Origin of the sequence: Micromonospora sp. CPCC 205554, assembly GCF_036902745.1 — a bacterium.
Taxonomy (GTDB): domain Bacteria; phylum Actinomycetota; class Actinomycetes; order Mycobacteriales; family Micromonosporaceae; genus Micromonospora; species Micromonospora tulbaghiae.
This window is the reverse complement of sequence record NZ_JBAKHP010000003.1, coordinates 556,906-579,978: the sequence shown is the minus strand read 5'-3', so window position 1 is coordinate 579,978 and position 23,073 is coordinate 556,906. Positions and strand designations below refer to the sequence as shown.

Annotated in this window: 20 protein-coding genes, 1 tRNA gene and 1 other RNA gene; 7 read left to right on the top strand and 15 right to left on the bottom strand. The window is 74.2% G+C overall.

Features of this window, described 5'->3' with window-relative positions; all coding sequences use genetic code 11:
- The first annotated feature begins 1,168 nt into the window (after positions 1–1,168).
- Entirely contained in the window at positions 1,169–2,248 is a 1,080-nt protein-coding gene (locus V6U82_RS08660; protein ID WP_334460303.1) for an IS110 family transposase, read from the top strand.
- A gap of 101 nt (positions 2,249–2,349) precedes the next feature.
- Here V6U82_RS08660 and V6U82_RS08655 read toward each other — a convergent pair whose 3' ends face one another.
- The 6 genes from V6U82_RS08655 to V6U82_RS08630 form a co-directional block, all read right to left on the bottom strand.
- The gene (locus tag V6U82_RS08655; protein ID WP_334460301.1) at positions 2,350–4,305 is read right to left on the bottom strand and encodes a VWA domain-containing protein; all 1,956 of its coding nucleotides are present in this window, start codon (positions 4,303–4,305) and stop codon (positions 2,350–2,352) included.
- 2 nt (positions 4,306–4,307) lie between these two features.
- Complete coding sequence (locus V6U82_RS08650; protein ID WP_128137079.1) at positions 4,308–5,810, bottom strand: magnesium chelatase; 1,503 nt, start codon at positions 5,808–5,810, stop codon at positions 4,308–4,310.
- 72 nt (positions 5,811–5,882) lie between these two features.
- Complete coding sequence (locus V6U82_RS08645; protein WP_334460297.1) at positions 5,883–6,917, bottom strand: hypothetical protein; 1,035 nt, start codon at positions 6,915–6,917, stop codon at positions 5,883–5,885.
- 76 nt (positions 6,918–6,993) lie between these two features.
- On the bottom strand, positions 6,994–7,644 hold the full coding sequence (locus tag V6U82_RS08640; RefSeq protein ID WP_334460296.1) for a response regulator transcription factor: 651 nt from the start codon (positions 7,642–7,644) through the stop codon (positions 6,994–6,996).
- Positions 7,641–8,882, bottom strand: a complete 1,242-nt coding sequence (locus V6U82_RS08635; protein ID WP_334460294.1) for a sensor histidine kinase — start codon at positions 8,880–8,882, stop codon at positions 7,641–7,643. The genes V6U82_RS08640 and V6U82_RS08635 overlap by 4 nt, the downstream gene beginning before the upstream one ends.
- Before the next feature lie 63 nt (positions 8,883–8,945).
- Positions 8,946–9,914 (bottom strand): aldo/keto reductase, encoded by a 969-nt coding sequence (locus tag V6U82_RS08630; RefSeq protein ID WP_334460292.1) that lies wholly within the window; start codon positions 9,912–9,914, stop codon positions 8,946–8,948.
- 57 nt (positions 9,915–9,971) lie between these two features.
- Here V6U82_RS08630 and mgrA point away from each other — a divergent pair, with 57 nt between their 5' ends.
- Complete coding sequence (mgrA, locus tag V6U82_RS08625) at positions 9,972–10,961, top strand: L-glyceraldehyde 3-phosphate reductase (RefSeq protein WP_334460291.1); 990 nt, start codon at positions 9,972–9,974, stop codon at positions 10,959–10,961.
- A 1-nt stretch (position 10,962) separates the two neighbouring features.
- On the opposite strand, the gene V6U82_RS08620 is transcribed toward mgrA, so the two are convergent.
- Complete coding sequence (locus V6U82_RS08620; RefSeq protein ID WP_334460290.1) at positions 10,963–11,859, bottom strand: lytic polysaccharide monooxygenase auxiliary activity family 9 protein; 897 nt, start codon at positions 11,857–11,859, stop codon at positions 10,963–10,965.
- A gap of 155 nt (positions 11,860–12,014) precedes the next feature.
- Between V6U82_RS08620 and V6U82_RS08615 the strand changes: the two genes are divergently transcribed.
- Positions 12,015–14,528 (top strand): DUF4153 domain-containing protein, encoded by a 2,514-nt coding sequence (locus V6U82_RS08615; protein WP_334460288.1) that lies wholly within the window; start codon positions 12,015–12,017, stop codon positions 14,526–14,528.
- A 43-nt stretch (positions 14,529–14,571) separates the two neighbouring features.
- Here V6U82_RS08615 and V6U82_RS08610 read toward each other — a convergent pair whose 3' ends face one another.
- Both V6U82_RS08610 and V6U82_RS08605 read right to left on the bottom strand, forming a co-directional pair.
- A complete protein-coding gene (locus tag V6U82_RS08610; RefSeq protein ID WP_334460287.1) occupies positions 14,572–14,913 on the bottom strand; it encodes a VOC family protein in 342 nt (113 codons plus the stop codon).
- Positions 14,910–15,854: an AraC family transcriptional regulator gene (locus tag V6U82_RS08605; protein WP_334460285.1), complete on the bottom strand. Its 945-nt coding sequence runs from the start codon at positions 15,852–15,854 to the stop codon at positions 14,910–14,912. The genes V6U82_RS08610 and V6U82_RS08605 overlap by 4 nt, the downstream gene beginning before the upstream one ends.
- A gap of 71 nt (positions 15,855–15,925) precedes the next feature.
- Between V6U82_RS08605 and V6U82_RS08600 the strand changes: the two genes are divergently transcribed.
- Positions 15,926–16,411 carry an anthrone oxygenase family protein gene (locus V6U82_RS08600; RefSeq protein WP_334460283.1) on the top strand — a complete coding sequence of 162 codons (486 nt, stop codon included), beginning with the start codon at positions 15,926–15,928 and terminating at the stop codon, positions 16,409–16,411.
- A 21-nt stretch (positions 16,412–16,432) separates the two neighbouring features.
- Here V6U82_RS08600 and V6U82_RS08595 read toward each other — a convergent pair whose 3' ends face one another.
- The gene (locus tag V6U82_RS08595) at positions 16,433–16,831 is read right to left on the bottom strand and encodes a VOC family protein (protein WP_128138706.1); all 399 of its coding nucleotides are present in this window, start codon (positions 16,829–16,831) and stop codon (positions 16,433–16,435) included.
- A 73-nt stretch (positions 16,832–16,904) separates the two neighbouring features.
- Between V6U82_RS08595 and V6U82_RS08590 the strand changes: the two genes are divergently transcribed.
- Positions 16,905–17,519 carry a TetR family transcriptional regulator gene (locus tag V6U82_RS08590; protein WP_334460279.1) on the top strand — a complete coding sequence of 205 codons (615 nt, stop codon included), beginning with the start codon at positions 16,905–16,907 and terminating at the stop codon, positions 17,517–17,519.
- 88 nt (positions 17,520–17,607) lie between these two features.
- Here V6U82_RS08590 and V6U82_RS08585 read toward each other — a convergent pair.
- Both V6U82_RS08585 and V6U82_RS08580 read right to left on the bottom strand, forming a co-directional pair.
- A tRNA-Ala gene (locus V6U82_RS08585) sits at positions 17,608–17,680 on the bottom strand.
- 90 nt (positions 17,681–17,770) lie between these two features.
- Positions 17,771–18,361: a YqgE/AlgH family protein gene (locus V6U82_RS08580; protein ID WP_091418814.1), complete on the bottom strand. Its 591-nt coding sequence runs from the start codon at positions 18,359–18,361 to the stop codon at positions 17,771–17,773.
- Positions 18,362–18,510: 149 nt separating this feature from the next.
- Between V6U82_RS08580 and V6U82_RS08575 the strand changes: the two genes are divergently transcribed.
- Entirely contained in the window at positions 18,511–19,311 is an 801-nt protein-coding gene (locus V6U82_RS08575; protein ID WP_334460276.1) for an S-methyl-5'-thioadenosine phosphorylase, read from the top strand.
- Positions 19,312–19,420: 109 nt separating this feature from the next.
- The gene (gene mdlC, locus V6U82_RS08570) at positions 19,421–21,013 is read left to right on the top strand and encodes a benzoylformate decarboxylase (protein WP_334460275.1); all 1,593 of its coding nucleotides are present in this window, start codon (positions 19,421–19,423) and stop codon (positions 21,011–21,013) included.
- Between the two features lie 3 nt (positions 21,014–21,016).
- Here the strand turns inward: mdlC and V6U82_RS08565 are convergent, their stop codons facing one another.
- From V6U82_RS08565 to ssrA, 3 genes are all read right to left on the bottom strand, one after another.
- Positions 21,017–21,961: a hypothetical protein gene (locus tag V6U82_RS08565; RefSeq protein WP_334460274.1), complete on the bottom strand. Its 945-nt coding sequence runs from the start codon at positions 21,959–21,961 to the stop codon at positions 21,017–21,019.
- A gap of 40 nt (positions 21,962–22,001) precedes the next feature.
- The gene (locus V6U82_RS08560; RefSeq protein ID WP_334460273.1) at positions 22,002–22,427 is read right to left on the bottom strand and encodes a hypothetical protein; all 426 of its coding nucleotides are present in this window, start codon (positions 22,425–22,427) and stop codon (positions 22,002–22,004) included.
- A gap of 178 nt (positions 22,428–22,605) precedes the next feature.
- Positions 22,606–22,981: a transfer-messenger RNA gene (ssrA, locus tag V6U82_RS08555) on the bottom strand.
- Between the last annotated feature and the right edge of the window lie 92 nt (positions 22,982–23,073).

The following is a 23,073-nucleotide window of genomic DNA, read 5'->3' as shown; positions in this document are numbered from 1 at the left end:
GGGGTGCCTCTGCGCGGCGCCGCAAGCATGTCCAACGACCCACCACCCGCCACCATTCCCGGGGCGGTACACGCCACCGGAGGAGGCAGACGCGGGGGTTCACGTCGTCGGAACCGTGTCCAACGACCAGCCCGCCGGGATCATTCCCCGCGACTCACGTCGCCAGAACCACACTCAACGACCAACCGCCCGGGGGCTGTTCCCCGCAGCCAGCGCCTCTTACGAGGGCTCGGCTGGTACTCGGTCGCTCACCCGGACACAACGCCACCCACCCGCCAGCCATTCCACCGTCAGAGTGCCGCCCACCACCACCGAACCCAACACCCACCCCACCCACACCCCCGGACCCAGCCGAGACAACACGCCCTACCCCCCCGGTGATCAAGGAGTTTGCGTCACCATCCGGCCCGGCCGAGGACACAAACCCCTTGATCACCACCGAACAAGCCCTCCCGGGCACCCACCAAGGCGTCGATCATGAGGTTAGCGGTGACAAAACGGACACCACACGCCGTCAACCTCATGATCGACAGGGCCGGCCGGCCCGCGCGGGCGACCCCGGGCGAGCGGCCCCGGGCGAGCGACCCCGGGCGAGCGGCCCCGGGCGAGCGGCCCCGGGCGGGCCGCCCGGGTGAGGAGAGCCCGAGCGGGCCCGGGGACCGGAGCGCTGGAGCATCACCCCGCACCACGCGATCTTGCAGTTCGCGCCCTCTGCGCGTCCTATTCGCGTGGTTTGTGGGGCGCGGAAGTGCAAGATCGGCGAGCACGGGTTCGGAGCTGGCGGGAACGGGCGACGGTCCCGCGTCGGTTCGTCGATCTTGGAGTTGTGGCACCTCGCGAACGTCGCGAACCGGGCATCACGGGCGCCACAACTCCAAGACGCTTCTATGTGTGTGGTGATCGGTTCGGCTGGTTGCCGTTAGGGTTCGGCATCGATGATCACTTGGGTGACTCTTCGTCGATCCGGCCGCTCGGGTTGTGTGTGTGCCTTGTCCAAGACCTGTCCCCGGGTGGTCGTCGGCGCCGGCCCGGCCCACCCTGCTGGCCTGATCAGAAGCTTGCCCGTGCGAGCACACGTGGCCCATCACAGATCTGCCGTCGTGGTGACTGCTTCCCGAGCCGACGCCGACTGTCCCGGTCGTCGCTGGTTAAGGAGCAACAATCCGAGATGGCAAGGATCGTAGAGCGAGTCGCGGATCGCTACGACGTGGTGGTGGGGGTGGACACTCACACCGACACGCACACCGCCGTCGTGGTCGACCGTCTCGGCGCCGTGTTGGCGCAGGTCACCGTGCCCACCGACCCGGACGGGTTGGCCCGGCTGCTGACCTTCGCCGTCGCGCACACCCCACCGCAGGGGCGCCGGTTGTGGGCGGTGGAAGGCACCCGGGCACACGGTCAAGGGCTGTGCCGGGTGCTGGACGCTGCTGGTGAAGATGTCAGCGAGGCGCCTAAACCCGCCGCCGCGTCGCGCCGACGGGGCGGCAAGTCCGACCAGCTCGACGCGGTCGCCGCCGCTCACGCCGTGCTCGCCCTGCCCCTGCAGCGTGTCGCCGCCCCTCGCAGCGACGGGCCACGCGAGGCGCTGCGCCTGCTGCTGGTCTGCCGCCGACACCACAGCGACACCCGCACCGCAACGATCAACCTGGTCAAAGCGCTGATCCTGACCGCCGACGACACCCTGCGCCACACGCTACGCGGCCTATCCACCACCACCCAGATCGCCCGCCTGGCCGCCCTCGACCTACCCGAGGACACCGACCTGCCCTGCGAGGAACACACCCGCCGCCGCGAACTGACCACCCTCGCCCGGCAGATCCAGACCCTCGACGCCACCCTCGCCGACAACCACCGCCGCCTACGAACCCTCGTCACCCACCTATGCCCACCCCTGCTCGACCAACCCGGCATCGGACCCGTCACCGCCGCGATCGCCCTCACCGCCTGGTCCCACCCCGGCCGCGTCCGATCAGAAGCCGCCTACGCCACCCTCGCCGGCACCGCCCCCATCCCCGTGGCCAGCGGCCGCACCAACCGACACCGCCTCAACCGCGGCGGCGACAGAACCCTCAACAGCGCCCTACACACCATCGCCCTCACCCGCCGCCGCATCCACCCCGAAACCCGCGACTACATCACCCGCCGCCGCACCGAAGGCCGCACCACCAAAGAAATCACCCGCTGCCTCAAGCGCTACATCGCCCGACAGATCTACCGCACCATCACCAACCACCACCGCACCACTTGACAACCCCACTCACAGATCGACGAGGGAGGGAGGGAGGGAGGGAGGGGGAGGGAGAGCGCGTGGACCGGCGAGACGGCGCGAGGGGGGCGGGAGCGACGAACTCAGCGGCGGCCGTGGCGGGAGCGTAGGTAGTCGGAGACCACGTACTCGCCCAGGTCGTCCAGGTCCGGGGTGAACATGCGGCCACCCGAGCGCCGCGCCACCGCGTCCACGAACCGGCGCAGACCCGGGTCGTCACCCAGCATGAACAGGTTGAGCGTGGCGCCGTACCTGGTCAGCCGGTCCACCTCCCGGATCGTCGCCGAGATGGTCTCCGGCAGCGGCGGCCAGTGGAAGTACGCCTCGCCGTCCTCCGGGTCCAGGTGCGCTGTGGGCTCGCCGTCGGTGACCACGAGCACCACCGGCTCGGCGCCCGGATGACGGCGCAGGTGCCGGCCGGCGATCCGCAGCGCGTGCTGGAGGTTGGTGCCCTGCTGCATGTCCGGCTCCACCGCCGCCAACTCCTGCTGGGTCAGCGGCATCGCCTCCCGGCCGAAGCCGACGATCTGCAGCGCGTCCTGCGGGAACCGGGTGGCCATCAGGTGCGACAGGGCCAGCGCGGTCTGCTTCATCGGACCCCAGCGGCCCTGCGAGATCATCGAGTACGACAGGTCGACGCAGAGCACCACAGCCGCCGACGCCCGCCGTTCGGTCTCCATCACCTCGAAGTCCTCGACCGCGAGCGGCACCGGCACTCCGGGCCCGGCCCGGCGGACCGCCCGGGTGAGCGTGCGCACCACGTCCAGCGGCTGCTCGTCGCCGTACTCCCAGGGGCGGGACGCACCGCTCACCTCGCCTGCCGCGCCGGCCGAGCGGAGGTCGTGCTGGCCGCGCGGGCCGGCCGTCAGGTCGGCGAAGACGCGGCGCAGCGCGGTGCCGGCGAGCCGGCGCAGCGCCTTCGGGCTGAGCGTCAGCCCTTCCGCGTCCCGGGTGACCCAGCCCTGGCGGCGCAGTTCGCGTTCCAGCTCCTGCAACCGGCGTACGTCGTCGGCGGCGTCCCGGCCCAGCGTCCGGGCGACCGCCTCCACGTCGACGTCGTCGAGCGTGGCGCCGGGCTGGTCCTGGTCGAGGGAGTCCAGCAGCTCGTCGAGTTCGGCGATCTCGTCGAGCGCGCCGGTGGCCTCGCCGTAGCCGAGCGGCTCGTCGCCGCGGACCCGCTCGCCGCGCTGCCAGTTCAGGTCCGGCCGCAGCGACCGCAGGTGGGCGTCGAGCTGGGACAGTTCACCGGCCAGCCGGTCGCCGAGCGACTGGCGCATCAGCCCGGCCAGTTCGTCGCGTTGCCGTTCCGACAGCGACCGCATCAGCCGCTCACCGGCGGCCGCCCGCCTGGCCAGCACGTCGATCAGCTCGTCGACGTCAGTGGGCCGTTCCGGGAAGAACTCCCCGTGGCGGCGCATGAACTCGGCGAACGCGTCGGTGGTGTCCTCGGAGCGGGCGTGCCGGGCGAGCAGGTCGTTGAGGTCGCGCATCATCTCGGCGAGCTGCTGCTGGACGGCCGGGTCGGCGGTGGCCCGTGCCGCGTCGCGCAGCCCGGCGAAGCGCTGCTCCAGCACGTCGCCGCGTAGCCCGTCGAGGATCCGCTGGTACGTCTGCCGCGCCTCCGCGCTGGCCCAGTCGTACCCGGAGAGCTCCGACACCGCGCGGGCGGTGGACCGGGGCAGGTTGTCGAGCACGGCCTCGGCGAACCGGGCGTCGTCGCCGTCGCGGCCGCGCAGCTCGTCGCGTTCGGCGGCGAGCGCCTGGTCGAGCAGGGCCCGGGCCCGGGTGACCGCGCCGTCCAGGTCGCCCCGGCGCAGCGCCTCCCGGCGCAGGCGGCGGGCGCGGGCGGCCAGGTCGTCCAGCCCGCCCCGCCCCTGCGGGCCACGCCGCAGCAGCTCACGCAGGGACTCGCGCAGACTGCCGCCGGCCAGCACGTCCGCGCCGACCGCGTCCACCGCGGCGCGGACGTCGTACGGCGGGGCGAGCGGGTCGGGTCCGCCGCGCCACTGCCCGTACCGGAAGCGGTTGCCGCCGGCCATTGTCAGTCCCGGTCCCCGTAGACGGTGCGCCCGGAGTCGCTGACGTCCTTGCCGAGCCGGCGGGTCAGGTGCAGCCCTTCCAGCACGAACTCGATGCCGGCGGCTGCCTCCTCCGGGCTGGGCGCGTCACCGAGCCCGAGCCGGTCGAGCACCTTGGCCAGCCCCGGCACGGTCCCGACCTGGCGCAGCAGCTCGGATGAGGAGACCAGCTCCCCGGTCTCGACGGCGCCGCCCTCGGCGACGAGCGCGGTGAAGCCGGACAGGTCGAGCCCGGCGAGGCGGGCGCGGAACGTCTCGGCGGTGGCGGTACGCAGCAGGTGCGCGAGCACCTCGATCTCGCGTCCCTCCTCGCCGCTCTCGAACTCGACCTTGCCGCGCAGCGTGGAGGTCACCGACACGGTGTCCCCGATCCGGGCCACCGGCGCCTCCGGACGGGATGCCGACCCGGCCCCGCCACCCGAGGCAGCAGCAGAGGCACCAGCGCCGGCAGAGGCACCGGCCAGCAGACCCGAACGGCGCAACGCGGCGGCGGCCACCGTCTCCGCGGCGGCGATGGCGAACCGGGCGGACACGCCGGAGCGCGGGTCGACCGACGGGGACTCCCGCACGTCGCGGGCGAACCGGGCGAGCACCTCCAGCACGTGCTCCGGCACGACGGCGACCAGGTCGGCCTCCTGCCGGATCAGCGCCAGCTCCAGGTCGAGGTCGAGCGGGTAGTGGGTACGGATCTCCGCGCCGAACCGGTCCTTGAGCGGCGTGATGATCCGGCCCCGGTTGGTGTAGTCCTCCGGGTTGGCGCTGGCCACCAGCAGCAGGTCCAGCGGCAGTCGCAGCTGGTAGCCGCGGACCTGGATGTCGCGCTCCTCCAGCACGTTGAGCAGCGCCACCTGGATGCGTTCGGCCAGGTCGGGCAGCTCGTTGACGGCGAAGACGCCCCGGTTGGTCCGCGGTACGAGCCCGAAGTGGATGGTCTCCGGGTCGCCGAGCGTACGCCCCTGGGCGAGGCGGATCGGGTCGACGTCGCCGATCAGGTCACCGACGCTGGTGTCCGGCGTGGCGAGCTTCTCGCCGTACCGCATCGAGCGGTGCAGCCAGCCGATCGGCAGATCGTCACCGGCCGAGTCGACGAGCGCCTGGGAGGCCGGGGTGAGCGGGTGCATCGGGTGTTCGTTGAGCACCGAGCCGGGGATCACCGGGGTCCACTCGTCCAGCAGCGCGCCGAGCGAGCGGATCAGCCGGGTCTTGCCCTGCCCGCGCTCGCCGAGCAGCACCATGTCGTGCCCGGCGAGCAGCGCGCGCTCGACCTCGGGCAGCACCGTGTCCTCGTAGCCCACGATGCCGGGGAAGCGGTCCTCGCCGGAGCCCATCCGGGCGAGGAGGTTGTCCCGGAGTTCCTGTTTGACCGTGCGGTACTGGTGGCCGGTCGCGCGCAGCTCGCCGAGCGTGCTCGGCAGGTCGGCGGGCGGGACCGGGGAAACCTGGTTGGGAGCGGTCACCCGATCCACGCTAGCTCAGAATCCGCGCACCGCCCGGGGGTCGGTCCCGCCCCGTGCCGGGACCGGCCCCCGGGCGGCGTCTCAGGCGCGGCGCCGCAGGTGGTACGCGTACGCGGCACCGGCCAGCGTGACCGCCCAGACCGGCCACAGCACCATCGGCAGGGCGGCGGCGTTGCCCTCGCGGATCAGCTCGGCGAACTGCGGCGCGGCGAGCAGGTCGAGGCTGGCCGCCAGCACGGCGAGCGCGACCAGCCCGGCCGGGATCACCGCGAGGAGCACCGGTACCCGCCGGCCCGCCAGCCCGGGCAGCCAGCGCGGGAACCGCTCTCCCCAGCCGGCCACCAGCCCGAGCGTGAGCACCGCGCCGACCACGGCGAAGGCGCCCAGCCCGGCGCCCGCCCAGATCGCACCGTCGGCCCGCATCTCGGCGAGCGTCTCCCGGGACATGCCCAGTGGAATGCCGGCCACCCACGCGAACCGGGTGAGCGCGTAGAGCACCGGGATGACGGCTGCCGTCCACGTCGCCCACCGGCCCCACCTGGCGGCCGCAGCGGGCGCGGTCCAGCCCGGAGCGGACCCGTCGGCGGTCCGGCGACGCCAGCGCAGCAGCGCGCCGGCCAGCAGCATCCCGCCGGCCAGGGCAGCCAGCCGGGCGAACAGCGGCCAGGTGAAGATGTCGCCGTAGTCCACCGGGGGCCAGCCGAACGGCGCCCCGATGATCAGCATCGGCGCGTAGCCGAGCAGCGCGAGCACCCGCATCCCGGGCACCACCACCGCCAACGCGAGGGCGACGGTCGTGGCGTACCCGGTGATCAGCAGGCGCACCGGGCGGGACGGGCGCCTCGCCGGGCCGGTCATGGCGAGGGCGGCGACGGCGCCGGTCAGCAGCACCGCCGCGAACAGCGGCGGGCCGACGGCGTCCGGCAGCAGCCGGAGCAGGCCGGCGGCGTCCCCGCCGTGCGGGTCGTTCGTGCCGAACGAGTAGCCGGCGCCGGTGAGCGAGGACAGCAGGGCGAGCACACCCCAGCCGCCGAGCCAGGCGGCGGCGAGCGGGGCGGCCGGGTCCAGCCGGGTGCGGGTGTCCCGGGGAGGTGCGGAGGTGATGGTCGTCGTCATGTCCTCAGCCTGGACCGGTCGGCCGCGCGTTCCCTCCCGCCACGGGGTGGACCCGCTCCCCCACGGGAGGGACAGGTCAGCCGGCCGGGACCACGAAGCCCGACTCGTAGGCGGCGACCACCGCCTGGGTCCGGTCCCGCACCCCGAGCTTGGCCAGCACGTTCCCGACGTGTGTCTTGACCGTCTCGACGCCGACGACGAGCCGGGCGGCGATCTCCGGATTGGACAGGCCGGCGGCCATCAGCCGCAGCACCTCGGCCTCGCGCTCGGTCAGGCGCGCGGCCCGGAGCCGGTCGCCGTCGCGCCGCCCGTACGTGTCGACGAGCTGCCGGATGGCGGCCGGGAACAGCAGCGACTCCCCGGCCGCCACCACCCGGATCGCCTGCACCACCTCTGCCGGGCGGGCCCGTTTGAGGAGGAAACCGCTCGCTCCGGCGCGCAGCGCCTCGTAGACGTACTCGTCGTTGGCGAACGTGGTGACCACCAGGACCCGGGGCGGGTCGGCGGAGGCGGCGAGCAGCCGGCGGGTGGCCTGGATGCCGTCGATGGCCGGCATCCGCACGTCCATCAGCACCACCCGCGGTCGCAGCTTCGCGACGAGCGGCGGCACCTGGGCCCCGTCCGCCGCCTCGCCGACGACGCGCAGGTCCGGCTGGGCGTCCACGATCGCCCGCAGGCCGACCCGGATCAGCTCGTCGTCGTCGACGATCAGCACGTCGATGGTCACCGGCTCTCCCCTCTCGGCACCGGCAGGGTGGCCCGGACGCGCCAGCGATCCCCGTCGGGGCCGGCGTCCAGGCACCCGCCCAGCAGCAGCACCCGCTCCCGCATGCCGTCGAGCCCGCGCCCGCCGCGGGCCGGCCCGGCGGCGCCGCGCACGGCGTTGACCAGCTCGATCGCCAGCCCCTCCGGGGGTACGGCGACCCGCAGCGCGACCGGTCCGCGGCCGTGCCGGGCCGCGTTGGTGAGCCCTTCCTGGACGATGCGGTAACCCTCGCGGGACACCACGGCGGGCAGCGCGTCGAGCGCCCCGTCGACCCGGGACTCGACGACCAGCCCGGCGGCGCGGGCTGCGGCGACCAGCCGGTCGAGTCCGGCGAGTGTGGACTGCGGGGCGGGCGCCGTCGCGGCGTCGGCCTCGCGGAGCAGCCCGAGGACGTGGTCCAGATCGTCCATGGCGCGCCGGCTGGTCTCCTCGATGGCCGCCAGGGCCCGCCGGCTGAACTCGGGGTCGGTGTCGAGCAGTTCCCGCGCGGCGCCGGCCTGGAGGGTCGCCACGGTCAGGGCGTGGCCGACCGAGTCGTGCAGTTCCCGGGCCAGCCGGTTGCGTTCGGCCAGCCGTACCGCGTGGGCCTCCAGCGCGGCGATCCGTTCGGCCTGGGCCGGGCCGAGCAGCACCGGCGCCATCGAGGCGGCGAGCGCGCCCAGGCCGGCGACGGCGTAGCCGAGCCCGGCCAGGACGGCCAGCCCGGCCAGGCCCGCCTGGACCGGCTGCGCCGGGTCGACGGGGCCGAGCCGCTGGTCCGCCACCGCGCCGGTGTCCATCCCGGCCAGCCCGGCGACGAAGACCAGTGCCATCGGAAACGCGCTGATCGCGGCGAACCACACGACCGCGCCGGTGCCCAGGTGCAGGGCGATCCAGAGCGCGGCGCGCAGCCGGGTCTCCCGGTCGATCCGGTGCCCGGGCGCGGGCTCCGGCAGGTCGACGGCGAGCAGCGCCCGGGCGGCGGCGATCTCCAGCGCCCGGCTGCCGGCCAGGAACACCGGCACCAGAGCGAGCCCGGCGGCCACCAGCAGCAGGCCGAACACGAGCGGGCGGGGTGCTGTCGCGCTGCCCAGCATCTGCGCGAAGACCACCGCCAGCAGGGCGTACGGCAGGGCGAGCACGCCACCGAGGAGCAGGAACACGGCGCGGCGCCAGGTGCTGGCGCGCACCAGCGGCGCGAACACCCCCCGGACCGTCACCCGGTCATTGTCCGCCCCGTCGCACCGGTCCGGCTCCCCCGCGCCGGGGAGATTCCGGCCGGCTCACCCGCCCAGGCGGGCGCGGACCATCCGGGGTACGGCGGCCAGGCCGGTGACCGGGCGGAACGCGTGCGCGGCGGCGACCAGTGCGGCGTACTCGTCGTCGGCGAGGTCGATCTCGGCGGCGGCCGCGTTGCGTTCCATCTGCTCGACCCCGGAGGCGCCCGGGATGGCCACCACGTTCGGGTGCTGCAGCACGTACGCGAGCGCGATCTGGCTCGGCGTGGCGTCGTGCGCGTCGGCCACCTCGCGCAGCGTGGCGATGAGCTGGGTGCCGCGTTCCAGGTTCTCCGGCAGGAAGTACGGGTTGGCCCGGCGTACCGCACCGGCCGGCGGGTTCGTGGCGTCGTAGCGGCCGGAGAGGAAACCCTGCGCCAGCGGCGAGTACGCGATGACGATCCGGCCGGCCTGCTCCGCGTACGGGATGAGGTCTTCCTCGGGGCCGCGGTCGATCATGCTGTAGCGGACCTGGTTGCTCAGCACCCGGCGGCCCAGCGCGGCCTCGGCGAACCGCCACCGGCGCAGGCCGTAGTTGCTGACGCCGACCTCGCCGACCAGTCCGACGTCCTGCAACGAGCGCATGCCGCGCATGGTGGTGGTGTCGGCGACCACGGGGTTGGCCTGGTGCACCTGGTAGAGGTCGATGCCGTCGACGCCGAGCCGGGCGGCGGAGGCGACCGCGCGCTGCTGCACCACCGGCGCGACCGGCAGCAGCGGGAAGATCTTGCTGGCGACGACGACCTTCGCCCGGTCGTCGCCCAGCGCGGCGCCGAGGATGCGCTCGCTGCGGCCGAAGCCGTACAGCTCGGCGGTGTCGAACAGGGTGACGCCCAGGTCGAGCGCCCGCCGGACGATCTCGGCCGCGCGACGCTCGTACTCGGGGCCGTAACCCCACTCCTTGGAGCCGAACTGCCAGGTGCCGAGGCCGATCTTGGAAATGGGCTTGGGAGTGTCGAGCCGCACGTAACGCATGAGGCCGAACGTACCCGCGCCGCTGCGTACGCACTCCGGTGCGGACAGAATGGCCTGGTGACATACCTCGCCAGCGACGACCGTTACCACGAGATGATCTACCGGCGCAGCGGCCGGAGCGGGCTGAAGCTGCCTGTCATCTCCCTCGGCCTGTGGCACAACTTCGGACCGGACCGGCCCTTCGAGCGGCAGCGGGACATCGTCCGCCGCGCCTTCGACCTCGGCATCACCCACTTCGACCTGGCCAACAACTACGGCCCGCCGCCCGGTTCGGCGGAGGAGAACTTCGGCCGGCTGCTCGCCACCGACCTGAAGCCGTACCGGGACGAGCTGGTGATCTCCAGCAAGGCCGGTTATCTGATGTGGCCCGGCCCGTACGGCGAGTGGGGTTCGCGCAAGTACCTGATCTCGTCGTTGGACCAGTCGCTGCGCCGCCTCGGGCTGGACTACGTCGACATCTTCTACTCGCACCGGTTCGACCCGGAGACTCCGCTGGAGGAGACGATGGGCGCGCTCGACGCGATCGTCCGCTCCGGCAAGGCGCTCTACGTGGGCATCTCCAACTACGACTCCGAGCAGACCGAGCGGGCCGCCGAGATCCTCCGCGACCTGGGCACGCCGCTGCTGATCAACCAGCCGTCGTACTCGATGATGAACCGCTGGACGGAGGAGGACGGCCTGCTGGACACGCTGGAGCGCGTCGGCGCCGGCTGCATCGCGTACAGCCCGCTCGCCCAGGGCCTGCTCACCGACCGTTACCTCACGGGCATCCCGGCCGACTCGCGGGTGCGCACGAGCGTCTTCCTCAACGAGAGCGACCTCGACGAGGGGACGATGACGACGGTCCGGGGGCTCGCCGCGGTGGCCGAGCGGCGCGGGCAGACGCTGGCCCAGCTCGCCCTGGCCTGGGCGCTGCGCGACCCGCGCATGACCAGCCTCATCATCGGCGCGAGCAGCGTGGCGCAGCTGGAGGGCAACGTGGCCGCCCTGGACAACCTCGACCTCGCCGGGAACGACCTGGCCGAGATCGAGGACCTGCTCGGCTGAGTCACCAGACGCGGCGCCGCCCGGCGCGGTGGTTGCGGACACCGCACGGCCGCCCGGGCGGCGGACCGCCGGCCCGCCGCAGCCCGACCACCGTCGCCGCGAGCAGCGCGGTGACGAGGGCCGCCGCGCCGAGAACCAACGGCCGGGAGAAGGGTCCGCCGTCGGTCACCGTCGCGACCGGCACCGCCGGCTCGTCGTCGGTCGCCGCCCCGGCGAGGGTACGCGGAGGCGACGCGCTCGCCTTCGGCGCTGCCGGCGGCGGGTCCGGCGCACCGCGTGCCGCCCGGAAGACCACGTCCGAGCAGGAGTAGTACGTGTCCTGGGTGTCCGAGTTCTGCCAGATGACGTAGACGAGGTGCCGGCCGGTACGCCCGGCGGGCAGCCGGCCCCGCATCTCGTACGCGCCCGCGCGGATCGGCGGGTCGGTGACCTGGAGGAACGGCTTCTCCTCCAGGTCCGCCCAGGTCAGCACGCGCTTCGGCGAGTACGAGCCGGTGGTGACGTAGTACCGGAACGTGCCCCGGTGCGGGATGGTGGTGCGGTAGCGGAACGTGTACCGCGCCCCGGCGGTGAGCGTGGTGGCGGGCCAGTCGGCGCGCGGCAGGTCCAGTCCCCGGTACGCGGACAGCCCGCCGCTGCACAGCTCCCCGTCCGGAATGCGTTCCCGGTCCCGCCCGTCGATCCGGGCCACCCGGACGTTGTCCCACTCGCGTACCGCCGCTCCGGCGGCGATCGCGGCCCGGCAGGCGGGCGTCTGCGCCCGCCCACCCTCGGGCCCGCACGCGGCGGCCCGGCTCAGTGGACTGGTCGGCGCACCGTGCGCCGCGGCCGGCGCGGCGCCCAGCGGCACCGTCGCGGCGACGGCGGCGAGCGCGGCGAGCGCGCGTCGTGCGGCCATGTGATCGACCTCCCGCGCACTGGTACGGCTGCGAGCCGCCAAAGGTTCGATCCGCGCCGATCGGCCGAGGCGACATGACCGAACGGACAACCGGGGCGGCGACGGACGCCGGAGGGGCCCTACAGTGACGAAACCCCGTGATCGAGGAGCGTCCCTTGTCCGAGCCGGCCCCGTCCCCCGAGCCGTCCCGCGCCGCCCCCGCGGCCGGGCCCGCGCCGGGCGACGTCCCCGCCCCCGCACAGCCGTACCTGCTGGTCCTGCCCACCGTGGAGGGCGCTCCCGCGCCGATGCCCTGGCCGGGCGCCGAGGGGCAGCCCGGCTGGGCCATTCCGGTCACCGTGCCGTCCGGCACCCAGGGGTACGCGTTGTTCCTCCCGCTGGTCCCGGCGCCCGGCCAGCCGGCGGCGGCGGTGCCCGCCCAGGCGACGGCGCCCGCCGCCGAGCGCTCCCCGGCGGAGGGCGCCGCCCCGGCCACCGGCGCGAGCGGCACCACCGCCGCCCTGTCCACACCGGCCGAGGGCTCGGCCCCTTCCGTCGGCGCGAGCGGCCCGGCCGCCTCGGCCGGGTCCACACCCCTCGACGGCAGTGCGCCGGCGGCAGCCGGGGCTGGGAAGCGCGTCACCGACCGTCCGGCGGGCGGAGAGCCTGTCGCCGCCCCGCCGGACGCCGTTGCGGCCGCTCGCCGGGAGCAGGCGGGCGGAACGTCCCCGGCCACCGGCGACGCCGCATCGTCCACCCCGGATGCCGGCCCGGCAGACGCGGCCACGGCCGACTCCGGTGGAGCCGGAACCGGCGCGCGCCCCGGCGACGGCGCTCCGCGGACGGCCGCTTCCGCGACTTCCGACCCGTCGGGAGCCTCGCAGACATCTGCCGCTCCCCCGGGCACGCCACCGACAGCCGGCCCGGAGACTCCTGCCGGCTCCCCCGGCACGCCAGCGGATACCGGCCCGTCCGGCGCCACGCAGGCGTCTGCCTCCGGGGCATGGGCCGCGCCGGGCGCGCAGCCGGCCTCCGGGCCGCCGCCCGCGCCGGGTACTCAGCGCGCTCCGGGCACGCCGCCTCCGCACGGCGGTGGGCCGGCGCCCGCGCCGCCGTACCCCGGAATGGGGTGGAGCGGGCACCCGCAGGCGCCGACGTGGGCGCCGCGACCTGCGGTGCCGCGGACCTCGTTCCTGGGCGCGCGGTGGCCCGGCCCGAAGGCGGCGACCGGGCGGGCGGCGCCGCTGGCGGTGCTGGCCGCCGCGGTCGGCAGCGCGGTCTTCGTGCCGCTCGGTCGCGTCGGCGTGGGCTGGTTCCTGGGGTGGCTCACGCTCACGCTCGCGGTGGTGCTGGCGGTCCGGTCCAGGACCACGGATCTGCCGCGCGCCGACAAGCTCATCCGGGCCGGCTGGGCGGTGGCGGCCCTGGCCCTGATCGCCGTGCCGGCGTTCCGCAACGCCTGGTGGCTCGTGACGTTCTGCGTGCTCGGCGCGCTCGGCTGCGCCACCCTCGCGATCGTCGGCGGGCGGCTGGTGCGCTCGATCCTGTTCGGCCTGGTGGCGACGCCGTTCGCGGCGTTGCGTGGCCTGCCCTGGGTACGCCGGCACATCACCGCCTCGCCGCAGGAGGCGACGGTGCGCAAGGTGACCGTCTCCGTCGTCGCCACGGTCGTGGTGCTGGTGGTCTTCGGCAGCCTGCTCGCGTCGGCCGACGCGGCGTTCTCCGAGGCGCTCGGTTCGCTCGTCCCCGAGATCAACCTCGGTACGGTGTTCGGCTGGCTGTTCCTGGCCGTGGTGGGCGGTCTGATCGCTGTCGCCGCGCTCTACACACTCGCCGCGCCGCCCGACCTGTCCACCGTGGATCGGTCCGGTGAGCGCCGCCTCGGCCTGCTGGAGTGGGCCCCGGCCATCGGCGCGCTCACGCTGCTGTTCGCCGGGTTCGTGGTGGTGCAGTTCACCACGCTCTTCGGCGGGCAGCGGCACGTGCAGCGGGTCGCCGGGCTCAGCTACGCCGAGTACGCGCGCAGCGGCTTCTGGCAGCTGCTCTTCGTCACGCTGCTGACGGTGGCGGTGCTCGGCGGGGTGAGCCGCTGGGCGCGCCGGGAACAGCCGGTCGAGCGCATCCTGCTGCGTGTGCTGCTCGGGCTGATCAGCGCGCTGAGCGTGGTGATCGTGGCGTCGGCGCTGTCCCGGATGTGGACGTACCAGAAGGTCTACAGCTTCACCGGCGAGCGGATCTTCGTGATGGCGTTCGAGATGCTGCTCGGCACGGTCTTCCTGATGATCATCGCGGCCGGCGTCCGGTGGAAGGGCCGGTGGATTCCCGGCACCACGCTCGCGCTGGCGGTGGCGATGCTGCTCGGCCTGGCCGTACTGAACCCGGAGGACTACGTCGCCCGCCGCAACACGCTCCGCTACGAGCAGACCGGCAAGATCGACGCCTGGTACCTGCGGGCGCTGTCCGCCGACGCCACCCCGGCGCTCGCCAAGCTCCCCGACCCGGTGCGCCGGTGCACGCTGAGCTGGATCGCCGACGACCTCGCCGAACCCGACCCCTGGTACGCCTGGAACCTGGGCCGCCAGCGCGCCCGCAAGGCCCTGGAGGAGGTCGGCCCGCAGGCGGTCGGCGGCCCGAAGGACTGCCGCCGGGCGGACCAGTTCGACCTGCCGAAGACCCGGCGTCCCCGCTGACGTCGCAGGCCGGGCCGCGAATCCACGCGGCCCGGCCGGCCCGTCAGGCCGGGCCGCCGCCGAAGCCGATCTCGTTGCCGTCCGGGTCGCGGAAGATCACCTTGCGGACGCCGTTGTCGTAGGTCTCCTCCGCCGCCGGTGTCAGACCACGAGCGGTGATCGCCGCGACGCGGGAGTCGAGGTCGTCGACGAAGACCGTCTGCACGGCGTGACCGGCGTGCTCCGGCCGCACGTCGACATAGAGGTAACGGTGCTCGGCCAGCTCCCACACCGCCTCGCTGTCGTCGGGCCGGAACTGCGGCGGGGCGCCGAACAGCCGCTCGTACCAGGCCGTCGCCACCGCGAGGTCGCGGACCGGGACGCCGGCGAACAGATCGACAGTCATCCGGCCAATCTAGCCGTGTCGACGTGCCCGCGCGGGCTCACGCCGTACCGGCGCTTGAACGCCGTACTCAGGGCGAACGAACTGCCGTAGCCGACCCGACGGGCCACCGCGCCGACGGTGGCGCCGGGCTCGCGGAGCAGGTCGGCCGCGAGCGCCAGCCGCCAGCCCGCCAGGTACGACATGGGCGGCTCGCCGACAAGCGCGGTGAAGCGCCGCGCCAGCGCCGCCCGGGACATCCCCACCTCGGCGGCGAGCGACGCCACCGTCCACCGCCGGGCCGGGTCGTGGTGCAGCATCCGCAGCGCGCGGCCGACCACCGGATCGGCGTACGCCCGGTACCAGGCGGGTGCGGCGGCGCCCGGCCGGGCGAACCACTCCCGCAGCGCGGCGATGAGCAGCAGGTCGAGCAGGCGGTCGAGCACCGCCTCCTGGCCGGGGTCGTCCTTGACGATCTCGGCGGCCAGCAGCGGCACCAGCGGTGTGTCCCAGGACTCGCGCCGCACCACCGCGAGCGGCGGCAGCGCGTCCAGCAGCCGCCGTCCGACAGTCCCCCGCACCGGGTACGTGCCGGTGAGCAGCACGGTCCGGCCGTCCGGCCCGTTGCCCCAGGTGCGTACGCCCCACCGCGTCATCGCGAACAGCTCGCGCCCGTCCGGCGTGGTGCAGCGCTGCCCCGGGTGCACGACCACCTGCGGCACCGTGGCCGGGTCGTTCGCGACCGTGTACGGGGCCGGGCCGCGCACGATCGCCACGTCACCGCCGGTCAGCCGCGCGGCCTCGCCCTCCTCGGGCACGATCCAGCCGTCCCCGCGCACCACGGCGACCAGCGTGAGCGGCGCCTCGTCCCGGATCAGCATCGACCAGGGCGGGGTGAGGACCGAGCGCAGCAGGAAGGCACCCCGCGCCCGGGGACCGTCGAGCAGACCGGAAACGGCGTCCACGGAGACGATTGAACACAGGATCGCGCGTCCTGACCATGGGCCGTCTCACCGCGCGGCGGTTCGATGAGGACATGCGACTCGCACAACAACTGACGCTGGTCGGCGCGACAGTCGGGGCCGGGCTGATGGCGGGCCTGTTCGCCGCGTTCGCGTACGCCGTGATGCCGGCGCTGCGCGGCGCGGACGACCGCACCTTCGTGGACGCGATGCAGCGCATCAACGTCACCATCGTCAACGGCTGGTTCCTGCCGGCCTTCCTGGGTACGCCGGTGCTGGCCGCGCTCGCGGCGGTGCTGGCGTGGCGCGGGTCGGCCCGGGCGGCGCTGCCCTGGATCGTCGCCGGGCTCGCCCTGTACCTGGTGATGCTCGTCGTCACAGTGGCGGTGAACGTGCCGCTGAACGACGCTCTCGCCGCGGCCGGTCCGGCCGATCCCGCTGGGGCACGGGAGCGCTTCGAGTCCGCCTGGGTCGCGTGGAACGTGGTGCGGACGCTGGCGAGCACGGCCGGGTTCGGCGCACTGTGCTGGGCGCTGGTGCTCGCGGGCCGCGCCACGTGAGCACCGTTTGCCTGGGAGATGCTAGGAGACGAACCTGTCCGCGTACTCCTCCGCGGGTTCCACGTTGGTGATGACGTCGATCAGGACACCGTCCGGGCCGGCGAGGATGAAGTGCCGCTGTCCGAACTCTTCGGTCCGGACGGGGAGCACGACGTCGAGGTTGCGCAGCCGCTCCCACTCGGCGTCGACGTCGTCCACTTCCAGGTTGAGCAGCATCCCGCGGGCGGCCGGCCCACGGTAGGCCGCCGGGATCGTCTCGTGGCTGCTGTCCAGCACCGCCAGTTCCCAGTTGTCGCGGCGCAGGCTCACGTACCACTCCGTCTCGAAGGTGGGCTGGAACCCGAAGTGCTCGCGGTAGAAGGCCGCAGTGGCGGCCACGTCAGTCGTCATCAGGACCGGGTACGCGCTGGCCAGTGTCATCGCAGACTCCCTTACATACACTGTGCAGGTAAGAGGAATATACATACACGGCGCATGTAAGAGAAGGTGCGGTATGGCGCGAGCCACCAAGGAGCAGAGCGAGATCACCGGCCGGCGCATCCGGGACGTCGCGACGACCCTGTTCGCCGAACGCGGCTACACCGCCGTCCGTCTGGAGGAGGTGGCCGCCGCCGCCCAGGTCACCCGGGGCGCGGTCTACCACCACTACCGCAACAAGCAGCATCTGTTCGAAGCGGTTGCGGCCGCCGCGCAACAGCGGGTCGCCGCCGCTGTCGCCACCGCCGCCGAGGCGGTCGCCGACCCGTGGGACGGCCTGGTCGCCGGCTGCCGGGCGTTCCTCACCGCCAGCGTCGACGACACCTACCGGCGGATCCTGCTGGTCGACGCGCCCGCGGTGATGGGTTGGCGCACGTGGCGCAGCCAGGACGCGGCCGCTTCCGGGCACCATCTGGCCGAGGCGGTGGCCGCGCTGGCGGCGGAGGGGCACCTGGAGGTCAACTCGCCCGAGGCAACCGCCACCCTGCTCTCCGGCGCGATGAACGAGGCGGTGCTACGGATCGCCGAGGCGCCGGACCGGGACGCCGCACTGGCCGACACGTGGCCCGATCTGCTGCGCCTGCTTCAAGGTCTCCGTAGGCCGCGCCCCGTACCGGTCCGGCACGGTTAGTCGGTGCCGGGTGATGCGCGATCAGCGCACAGATACGACAAACACCCCGGCGCGGGATCATGTCCCTCACCAGGGTGTTTCGCTCGGGTGGAGCCGAGGGGACTCGAACCCCTGACCCCCACACTGCCAGTGTGGTGCGCTACCAGCTGCGCCACGGCCCCTTGCGGTCGTCCCCGGTCGCCCGGGCACGGAGAGAACTATACACACGCCGCCCGGCATGGTCATCTCGCGGGGGTCAGCCCGCACCCGCCTCAGTTCAGCGCCACGTCCGGCGGGAAGTGGGCCACCGCGGCCATCATGCCGCCCTGCCGGCGCAGCACCATCGGCCAGAGATCATCCGGCCGGTCGACGAAGGCGTCACCGGGCAGCGCGTCGAACACGAACCAGGAGCCCTCCTCGATCTCGCGCTCCACCTGCCCGGCGCCCCAGCCGGAGTAGCCGGCGAAGACCCGGATCCCGCCGACGGCCTCGCGCAGCTTCTCCGGGTCGACCGAGAGGTCGATGGTGCCGACCGCGCCGGAGACGCGGTGGAAGCCCTTGACCGGCCGGACGGGGTGCCGCATCCGGGCCAGGCAGATGGCCGAGTCGGGCTGCACCGGGCCGCCCTCGAACAGCACGGCCGGGTCGCGGGCCAGGTCGCTCCAGTCGCCGAGCACGTCGGCCACGGAGACCTCGGTGGCCCGGTTCAGCACCACCCCGAGGGCGCCGCCGGGTTCGTGGGCGACGAGCAGCACGACCGTACGGTCGAAGTTCGGATCCTTGAGCCCTGGTGTCGCGACCAGCAGTCGTCCGGTCATCGACTCCATGGCTCGGCCACCGATCGCCTGCCCCTCACTCTGCATGTCCGACACCCGTCAGCCGTGCGCCCGTACGGGCCCCAGGCCGTCGACCGTCCACCCTGTCAACGCCATGTCACGCACCATAGCCTGCGCCCGGCCCGCTGGTTAAGGTCTGACGGGCGGGTGATCACGACGGATCGAGGGAGGGCCGGATGGCGGCGCAGGCCGAACTGGCGGTGATCGGCGGGTCGGGGCTCTATGCCCTGCTCGACGGGGTGGAGCACGTGGTGGACACCCCGTACGGCGAGCCGTCGGGCCCGATCACCGTCGCCGAGGTGGGCGGTCGCCGGGTGGCGTTCCTGCCCCGGCACGGCCGCGATCACCGGTACCCGCCGCACCTGATCCCCTACCGGGCCAACCTGTGGGCGCTGCGGTCGCTGGGCGTACGCCACGTCCTGGCGCCCTGCGCGGTGGGTGGCCTGCGGCCGGAGCTGGGCCCGGGGACGTTCGTGGTGCCGGATCAGTTGATCGACCGCACCAGCGGGCGCGCGCAGACCTACTACGACCGGGGCGCGGTGCACGTGTCGTTCGCCGACCCGTACTGCCCGGCCGGGCGGCGCACGCTGCTGGACACGGCGGCCGGGCGCGGCGTGCCGGCGGTGGACGGCGGGACCGTCGTCGTGGTCGAGGGCCCGCGCTTCTCGACCCGGGCGGAGTCGCGCTGGTTCGCCTCGATGGGCGGCACGATCGTCAACATGACCGGCCACCCGGAGGCGGTGCTCGCTCGCGAACTGGCCCTCTGCTACACGTCCATCGCGCTGGTCACGGACCTGGACGCGGGCGTCGAGGCGGGCGAGTCGGTCACCCACGAGGAGGTGTTCCGGGTCTTCGCGGAGAACACCGACCGGCTGCGCGGGCTGCTGCTGGACGCCGTCGCGGCGCTGCCTGCCGAGCGGGAGTGCGGGTGCGGGAGCGCGCTGGACGGGATCAAGCTGCCGTTTCCGCTGCCCTGAGCGCGGGAAGCGCCCGAAAAGCCGCCTTCGGCCCGATAGATTCGGCTGGTCGGGAGACTGGGCACCGGGCCGGCTCCGGCATCCGCGTACGGAACGGAGGCAGCGGGCGATGGCGACGGTGCGGGAGGCGACCTACGACCTGCTGCGCGCGCTCGGCCTGACCACGGTCTTCGGCAACCCCGGCTCGACCGAGGAGCCGTTCCTCCAGCAGTTCCCGGCCGACTTCCACTACGTGCACGCGCTCCAGGAGGCGTCGGCGGTCGCGATGGCCGACGGCTACGCCCAGGGCACCGGCCGGCCCGCGCACGTCAACCTGCACACCGCGCCGGGCACCGGTAACGGCATGGGCAACCTGGTCACCGCCTGGCACAACCGGACGCCGCTGATCGTCAGCGCGGGCCAGCAGACCCGCGAGATGCTGCTGATCGAGCCGCGCCTGGCCAGCCCCCGGGCGGTCGAGCTGGCCCAGCCGTACGTCAAGTGGGCCCACGAGCCGGCCCGCGCGCAGGACATCCCGGCGGCCTTCATGCGGGCGTACGCCTCGGCGGTGCAGCCACCGGCCGGCCCGGTCTTCCTCTCCCTGCCGATGGACGACTGGGACCGTCCGGCCGACCCGCCGCCGCAGGTGCGTACCGTCGCCACCCGGATCGCGCCGGACCCGGACCGGCTGCGGAGTTTCGCCGGGGCGCTGGCCGCCGCCCGCGCCCCGGCGCTGGTGCTCGGCGCGGCGGTGGACCGGTCGGACGCCTGGCCGGACGCGGTCGCGCTGGCCGAGCACCTGGCCGCCCCGGTCTGGGCGGCCCCGGCGCCGGAGCGGGCCGTGTTCCCCGAGCGGCACCCGCACTTCCGGGGCGTGCTGCCGTACGCGATCGGGCCGCTGTCGGAGGCATTGCGCGGCCACGACGTGGTGCTGGTGGTGGGCGCGCCGGTGTTCCGCTACTACCCGCACGTGCCGGGCGACTACCTGCCCGGCGACGCGCGGCTGCTGCACGTCACCGACGACCCGGACGAGGCGGCGCGCGCCCCGGTCGGGGAGAGCCTGCTCGGCGACGCCGGGCTGACCATGGCCGCGCTGCGGGAGCTGCTGCCGGCGACCGACCGGGCGGCGCCGTCACCGCGCCCGCGGCCGGCCCCGCCGGAGCCGGCCGATCCGCCGAGCGCCGACGCGTTGTTCGCCGCGCTGGCAGACGCATGGCCGGCAGACGGGGTGCTGGTGCAGGAGTCGCCGTCCAACCTGGCCGCGCTGCGCCGCCGGCTGCCGATCGAGCGGCCGCGCTCGTACCTGACGATGGCCAGCGGCGGTCTCGGCTTCGGGCTGCCGGCGGCGGTCGGCCTGGCGCTCGCGGAACGCGACACCGGGCGTGGTCGCCCGGTGGTCGCGGTGGTCGGCGACGGCTCGTTCCACTACTCGGTGCAGGCGTTGTGGACGGCGGCGCGGCTGCGGCTGCCGCTCGCCGTCGTGGTCCCGGTGAATCAGCAGTACGCGATCCTGAAGGCGTTCGCCGAGCTGAAGCACACCCCGGGCGTGCCGGCGCTGGACCTGCCCGGGCTGGACGTCACGGCGGTGGCACACGGCTACGGCTGCGCCGGTGAGGTGACCACGCTGGACGGGCTCGGTGCGGCGCTCGCGGCCGCGCTCGCCGCGGACCGGCCGACGGTGCTGCCGGTGCCGATCAGCACCGACGTGCCGCGGATCCTGTGAGCCTCAGCCGGGCCGGACGGTCAGCGGGGCGCCGCTGGCGGCATCCAGCACGGCCCGGCCACCCACCGGCGCGCCGAGCGTGACGCTCACCGGCTTCAGCACGAGCTGGGCGGTGCAGGGGCCGGTGGGCGGGACCACGGCACCGCCGATCACCACCACGTCCGGCCGTTCCAGCACCAGCGGCGTGGGCGGGCCGTCGCAGGCCCCGACGCCGAGCAGGTAGTCGATGCGGTCGCCCTCGACCGCCCGGAGCTGCTGCGCGGACACCAGACCGTTCGGCAGCGGCTCACCGGGCACCGCGCCGCCGGGAACCCGGCCGGTAACGCGCGGCGCGACAGCGATCCGCGCCACGGGCACGGCCAGCTCGTCCACGGTGAACAGCCAGGCGGGCACCTCGGCACGGCCCCGGCTGGTCCACACCGGCGCGGTGCCCAGCCGTACCCCGGTCACGGTGAGCGCGACGCACGGGGCCGGCGCCGACGTCGACACCGGGTCGTCCGGGCCGGGCCGCCCGGTCGGTGCCGGGTCCGGTGCGGCCGGGCGCCCGTCGCAGGGCGGCGGGTCGCCCTGGCGGAGCTGGGCGTACGCGTCGGCGGCGCTCACCAGCGGCACCCGCAGCGTGCCGTCGGTGAACCGGATCGTGCCGTCCTTCGGCACGGCGGCCGGGATCGGGATCTGGTCCCGGTACCAGCCGGCGCCGAACGCCGTCTTCGTCTCCTCGGTGAAACCCGGGTCGCCGGTGAGCACAGTGGCGTCCTGGAGCGGCACGTACCCGTCGCGCCAGCCCGGCCCGGGCCGCCAGCCCGCGGCGACCTCCTCGGCCCGTTCGGTGAACGCGGGCCGCTGGTCCGGGCCGGTGGGCGGGGTACGCACCGGAACCCCACCGGGTGCGGCGCACGCGGAGAGGGCCAGCAGCGGGATCCCGAGCAGGGCGACGACGCGACGCATACCGCTTGGACGCGCGCCGGTCCCGGCCGGTTCCCCGGGCTCAGTCCTCGCCGCCGAGGTCGGCCTGGTACGCCTCCCAGAGCAGGTCGGCGCCGAGCCGCCGGTGCCGGTCGAGCGCCCGCAGCAGGTCGCGGGTGCGGGCCCGCACCTCATCGGCGGACACCCCGGGCAGGCGTACGGCGTGCTGGAGCGCCGCGAGCGCCGCGCTGATCGCGGCGTGCTCGCCGACCAGCAGGCGTACGCCCCGATCCAGCCGGGGCGCGGCGCGCACCAGGTCGGCGTAGTGCCCACCCGCTCCCTCGGTGACGCGGACGTGTTCGGTGAACCCCCGCCGGACGGGGTCCAGATCGGTGAGAAGGCGCTCCCGCCAGCGCGGCCCGGTGGTCGGCGAGCGCCCGAGGGCGCGCAGGCCACCGGCGACGCCCGAGAGCGCGGCGGTCGGCTGCTGGATCGGACTGGTGACCATGGGACACCTCCCGCTGCTGGGTGCGAACCCGTATGGCGATGGTGGACCCGGTTCGAGGGCCTGTCCAGCCGTCGGCGCCGCCTCATCTGCCCCGTCTGTATCAGCGGCCCCAGAGGTCTCAACCACCCCGGACACGACTGTGCGCCCCGGTCCGGTGGACCGAGGCGCACAGGTCGTGTGGTGGAGGTGCCGGGAATCGAACCCGGGTCCTTCGCCGGTTTGTCAGGGCTTCTCCGAGCGCAGCTCGCTATGCCTCTACTCGGCCCCACCGCTCACGCGAGCAAGTTGGTGTGACGGGCCCAGTCGCTGATTGATCTCGCCGCACGGACCCCGCGACCGGGTCCGGTTGGCCAGCCTTCTAGCTGATGCCGGCAAACTGGGTCGAAGGCGCTCCCAGGCCGACAGACTTGCTACTCGCCTCAGGCGGCGAGAGCGAAGTCAGCGCGATTGTTCTTGGCGCTTATTGGTTTCCGACGACCGATTCTCGAGACGACGTCGGCTTCCTCGGCTCGCTTCCCCTGTCGCTGCGTACGAAGTCGAAACCAGTCACCCCCTCGTAGCGCTGCCCCTGTCGGCAGCACACCAAGCCTAACGCCTGGCGCAACCGGATTCATCCCGAGGCCCGCTCGACGCGGGCCACCGGACG

What these genes read in the sequence shown, in the direction of transcription:
- V6U82_RS08660 (WP_334460303.1), top strand. Translation starts at nt 1,169, where the DNA reads ATGGCAAGGATCGTAGAGCGAGTCGCGGATCGCTACGACGTGGTGGTG.
- V6U82_RS08655 (WP_334460301.1), bottom strand. Translation starts at nt 4,305, where the DNA reads ATGGCCGGCGGCAACCGCTTCCGGTACGGGCAGTGGCGCGGCGGACCC.
- V6U82_RS08645 (WP_334460297.1), bottom strand. Translation starts at nt 6,917, where the DNA reads ATGACGACGACCATCACCTCCGCACCTCCCCGGGACACCCGCACCCGG.
- V6U82_RS08630 (WP_334460292.1), bottom strand. Translation starts at nt 9,914, where the DNA reads ATGCGTTACGTGCGGCTCGACACTCCCAAGCCCATTTCCAAGATCGGC.
- V6U82_RS08620 (WP_334460290.1), bottom strand. Translation starts at nt 11,859, where the DNA reads ATGGCCGCACGACGCGCGCTCGCCGCGCTCGCCGCCGTCGCCGCGACG.
- V6U82_RS08610 (WP_334460287.1), bottom strand. Translation starts at nt 14,913, where the DNA reads ATGACTGTCGATCTGTTCGCCGGCGTCCCGGTCCGCGACCTCGCGGTG.
- V6U82_RS08600 (WP_334460283.1), top strand. Translation starts at nt 15,926, where the DNA reads ATGCGACTCGCACAACAACTGACGCTGGTCGGCGCGACAGTCGGGGCC.
- V6U82_RS08595 (WP_128138706.1), bottom strand. Translation starts at nt 16,831, where the DNA reads ATGACACTGGCCAGCGCGTACCCGGTCCTGATGACGACTGACGTGGCC.
- V6U82_RS08590 (WP_334460279.1), top strand. Translation starts at nt 16,905, where the DNA reads ATGGCGCGAGCCACCAAGGAGCAGAGCGAGATCACCGGCCGGCGCATC.
- V6U82_RS08580 (WP_091418814.1), bottom strand. Translation starts at nt 18,361, where the DNA reads ATGCAGAGTGAGGGGCAGGCGATCGGTGGCCGAGCCATGGAGTCGATG.
- V6U82_RS08575 (WP_334460276.1), top strand. Translation starts at nt 18,511, where the DNA reads ATGGCGGCGCAGGCCGAACTGGCGGTGATCGGCGGGTCGGGGCTCTAT.
- mdlC (WP_334460275.1), top strand. Translation starts at nt 19,421, where the DNA reads ATGGCGACGGTGCGGGAGGCGACCTACGACCTGCTGCGCGCGCTCGGC.
- V6U82_RS08565 (WP_334460274.1), bottom strand. Translation starts at nt 21,961, where the DNA reads ATGCGTCGCGTCGTCGCCCTGCTCGGGATCCCGCTGCTGGCCCTCTCC.
- V6U82_RS08560 (WP_334460273.1), bottom strand. Translation starts at nt 22,427, where the DNA reads ATGGTCACCAGTCCGATCCAGCAGCCGACCGCCGCGCTCTCGGGCGTC.